Source organism: Bacillus sp. JJ1764 (assembly GCF_036962145.1).
Classification (GTDB): Bacteria; Bacillota; Bacilli; order Bacillales; family Cytobacillaceae; genus Neobacillus.
Window position 1 is genome coordinate 13,962 of sequence record NZ_JBALNY010000067.1, and the last position, 4,725, is coordinate 18,686.

Annotated in this window: 2 protein-coding genes and 1 pseudogene; all 3 read left to right on the forward strand. The window is 38.0% G+C overall.

The annotated features are described in order from the left end of the window. The first annotated feature begins 100 nt into the window (after positions 1-100). Positions 101-1,249 (forward strand): cadherin-like beta sandwich domain-containing protein, encoded by a 1,149-nt coding sequence (locus V7083_RS11390; RefSeq protein ID WP_335477755.1) that lies wholly within the window; start codon positions 101-103, stop codon positions 1,247-1,249. Between the two features lie 131 nt (positions 1,250-1,380). Beyond that, positions 1,381-4,143, forward strand: coding sequence for a phosphoenolpyruvate carboxylase (gene ppc / locus V7083_RS11395; protein ID WP_335477756.1), 2,763 nt, complete (start codon positions 1,381-1,383; stop codon positions 4,141-4,143). A 215-nt stretch (positions 4,144-4,358) separates the two neighbouring features. Next, a pseudogene (locus tag V7083_RS11400) lies at positions 4,359-4,725 on the forward strand (bifunctional acetaldehyde-CoA/alcohol dehydrogenase); the annotation flags it as partial.

Here is a 4,725-nt window from a genome sequence, read left to right on the forward strand (position 1 = left end):
CAAGTTTAACAGAGCCATAAAATTAAGATAAACTTAAGCTTTGGTTGATATAGTTAGTCCAAAATGATCATTCAATTGGTTGTAGACAGGAGGATTAACCATGTTAATTAAAGTGCCCCAAAAAGGGTTAAAGCTCATCTTAGCTGCTTCTATCGTGAGTTTTGGATCTATTTCTAATATTCCAACTGTATTTGCTGAGGGCGAACGTACAAGCCAAGGGCAAACGAATGAAGAAGCCGCCATGTTAACTAGTTTAGAAATAGACGGAATTAAATTGGATCAGACCTTCACCCCAGAATTGAAAAAATATACAGCAACTGTAGACAATGAAGTCCAATCCATTCAATTAACCGCAAAAAGTGAAACTGAAACATCACAGATTTCCATTAATGAAAAATCTGTATCAAACGGGAAATCAGTAAAGCTTGAACTTCAAAGCGGTGAGAATAATTTCCTAATAAAGGTGAAAAACGGCAGCAATACAACCATATACACATTAACTGTAACCAGAAAACTAGATCATCATAATCTCCTGCAAAACCTAAAGCTTTCAACTGGTGAGCTGTCACCCGTTTTCTCACCAACGGTTACCGATTATAAGGTTCAAGTAAAGAATGAAATTTCAGCACTCACTGTCATCCCTTCAGCAGCTGTAAACACGGCAAAAGTAACAGTAAATCATTCTCCAGCAACTGCAAAAGGTGTTGAAGTAAAAATCCCGGTTGGGGCAACTGAAGTAAATATTGTGGTAACAGCCGAAAATGGTGACAGTATAACTTATACGTTGCATATTACAAGGGAAAAGGAAGCAGTTGTCACAAAACCAACAGACCCATCAACTCCGCTAACGGGTTCAGCACCAAAGCCAACTGACATGGAAACAGCATCAGGCCAACAGAAATCAGGACAAACGAAAACTAGCAGTGGTACTTATATGCAGACAACTGGGATCCAACAAACTGCTACTACGACCAAGGCGACACTTTCAGCCTTAACCGTGTCAACAGGTACATGGGATAGTGATTTTGAATCAGATGAATTTACCTATCACATTGCTGTATCTAGTGACGTGAATACCGTTACCATAAAACCTACAGCACAAAATAGTGGGTCATCTATTACAATTGAAGGAGGAACATCAAGAACTATTCCATTGGATGCTGACAACAAAACCATCATCTCAGTAGTAGTAAAATATGATAACTCTGATCGCAAAACCTATGTATTAGAATTTGACAAAACCTCATAAAAACTAAAACCCGTGCCAAGCGGGTTTTTATTTTTGAAAAATTAAGAATAAATTTTTTCCACATTTCTTTAGGATATGATATATTAATATTTAAATTTTAAAAATTGATCTAGTTGAGGGAAGGTGAAAAGATGGCAGCAGAAATAAACATGAATGACAGCAGTCTTCCATTACGTAGGGATGTCAAATTACTCGGTAATATGCTGGGTGAAATTCTAGTTGATTATGGTGGTCAGGAGCTTTTTGAAAAAGTCGAAAAAATTCGACTTATGTGTAAAACATTAAGAACTCATTTTGACCAAAAAGTATATAAAGCACTAAAGGAAGAGATTGAAACATTGGATCCACCTATGCGAAAACAAGTAGTACGAGCTTTTTCAATCTATTTCCATTTAATTAACGCTGCAGAACAGAATCATCGGATCCGCCGCCGCAGACAATATCAGCTTCAGGAGGATAAAATGGTCCAGCCTGGGTCCATTGAAAGTGCCATATTAGCATTAAGAGAAAATAAAGTTGACGAACCCATGATCCAAGAAGTATTGAACACAATATCTTTAGAACTGATCATAACGGCCCATCCTACTGAGGCAACTAAACGGTCCATATTGGAAATTCAACAAAGAATCGCTGATATTTTAAATAAACTGGATCATCCACTTTTATCAAATAGAGAACAAAAGAAACTAGAAGAAAGTTTATTTAACGAAATATCTATTTTATGGCAAACGGATGAATTACGGGAGAATAAGCCGACGGTCATGGACGAGGTCCGTAATGGTCTTTACTATTTCGATCAAACCTTGTTCGATGTTTTACCTGAAATCCATCAAGAGGTAGCTGATTGTTTGGAAAAATACTATCCAAACCAGTCATGGAATATTCCTAATTTACTTCGTTTCGGCTCTTGGATTGGCGGGGACCGTGATGGGAACCCAAATGTAACACACGATATAACTTGGGAAACTTTAACTCGTCAACGAAGATTAGTCTTAAAGAAATATAAAAAGGGATTAGTTGACCTGATGAAAAGATACAGTCACTCTTCTACAAGGGTAGAAGTTAGTAATGAACTGCTTGCTTTTTTACATGAAAACGAGGATCTTTACTTATCCGAGGATAAAAAGTGGCCGATTCAATCTGAAGTCTACCGCCGTGCCTTTGCCATTATTATTCAGCGGGTTCTTCAAGTTGGGGAATCTGAAAAAGGCTACCAGTCCTCCGAAGAGCTGTTGACAGACTTAAAAATAATCAAACAGAGTTTGAAACGTCATCATCCAGCAGCACATGAATTAAAAATCATTCAAAAACTAATTCGACAGGTACAACTATTCGGGTTTCATTTAGCCACACTCGACATTCGCAATCACAGTGGCGAACATGAGGCAGCCATAACAGAAATTCTTAGAAAGGTGCGCCTTTCTGAAAACTATGCGGCTCTGACAGAAGAGGAAAAGCTGCAGATTTTACAAAATATTCTTAAAGATCCTCGGCCTCTGCTCTTATTAAATGAGGACTATTCCCCTGAAACACAAGAAATGATTAAAGTGTTTAATATGATTAAAAGAGCTCATGATGAATTTGGAAAACGGTCCATTACCGTTTATCTTGTAAGTATGACAAAATCTCCAAGTGATTTATTAGAGGTTCTTGTCTTAGCTAAGGAAGCAGGATTATACCGACTCCACGCTGATGGTACATTGGAAAGCCATTTACATGTTGCACCGCTCTTAGAAACGATTGATGATTTATCAGCAGGTCCTAATATAATGGAAACACTTTTTCAAATGCCTGTTTATCGAAAGCATTTGGAAATCTTAGGAGACCAACAGGAAATAATGCTAGGGTATTCAGATGGAAGCAAAGATGGTGGAACATTAACAGCAAACTGGAAATTATATAAAGCGCAAATTGATATTCACAATATGGCGAAAAAATATCAATTGGGCTTAAAATTTTTCCATGGCCGCGGAGGTTCTTTAGGTCGAGGTGGCGGTTCACTTAATAGAAGTATTCTATCACAGCCAGTAGAAACGATTGGGGATGGAGTTAAAATTACGGAGCAAGGTGAAGTCCTATCCGCGAGGTATCTGCTTGAGGATATTGCTTATCGGAGCTTAGAACAGGCAACTTCTACACTTATTTTGGCTGCAGCGCATGTTTCAATGGAAGGTCCACATGGGCAGCTAAGAGAGCCGGCTTGGGAAGAGGCAATTGAGGAAATTTCGGGTGCTTCATTAGAGAAATATCAGTCTTTGGTTTTCCAGGATCCTGATTTTTTAACCTATTTCCACGAAGCTACTCCATTAAAAGAATTGGGAGCCCTTAACATTGGCTCAAGACCAATGAGCCGGAAAAGTCAAGGGAGATTTGAAGATTTGCGGGCCATTCCTTGGGTGTTCGCCTGGACACAAAGCCGTCAGTTAATACCAGCTTGGTATGCTGCCGGAACTGGATTAAAAACTTTTGCGCATAAAAGCAAAGAAAACTTAAAGATTCTACAGCAAATGTATGAAAAGTGGCCGTTTTTCCAATCTATCATTGATAATTTACAGATGGCATTAATGAAGGCGGATATTACGACTGCGAAGGAATATGTGACGCTGGTTAACGATCAAACAATTGCTAATCGAATTTTCACTAATATTTTTGAGGAATTTGAACGAACAAAAGCCATCCTCCTAGAAATTACCGAGGACAAAGAATTACTTGACCATACTCCAAACATCAAGGATTCGGTATTTAGAAGAAATCCTTATGTCGACCCGTTGAATTTCTTGCAAGTAGAATTAATTAAAGAACTCCGAAGCTGCGAAGAATTAAATGAAGAGCTGTTAACAGAGGTATTGCTAACTATTAGTGGTATCTCCGCAGGCTTACGAAATACAGGTTGATAGAAGTAGCCTCTGACCATTTTATTAATGGGTCAGGGGCTTTTTTTATTGAATTTTGAACATTTTGTGAATTCTTTAAAAATGAATGGCTATTCATTCATTTTTTCGCAAAATTCGACAAAAACCCTGAGATCTACCATGATATATTGAATCCAGAGAATCAACAAAGGGAAAAACTTGTTCATGAAATCAACAATATCGATGGAGGGATCGAAATGGCTATAAAAGAAAAAGTTGTTCAGGAGAAACAACAAGTTTTGGCAATGATTGATGTTTTAGCCAATAATGCTGCAAGAGCTCTCGAAGAATTCCGCTGCTACAACCAAGAAATGGTGGATGAAATTGTTAAAAGTATGGCTGTAACTGCTCTTGAGCATCATAAATATTTGGCGAAATTAGCAGTGCAGGAAACACAACGCGGTGTGTATGAAGATAAAGTGTTTAAGAATATGTTTGCAACAGAAATGATTTACAACAATATCCGAGATATGAAAACCGTGGGCGTGATTAGTGAAAACGAAAATGAAGGCATGGTGGAAATGGCTGAACCAGTTGGGGTGATTGCCGGTGTTATTCCAATTA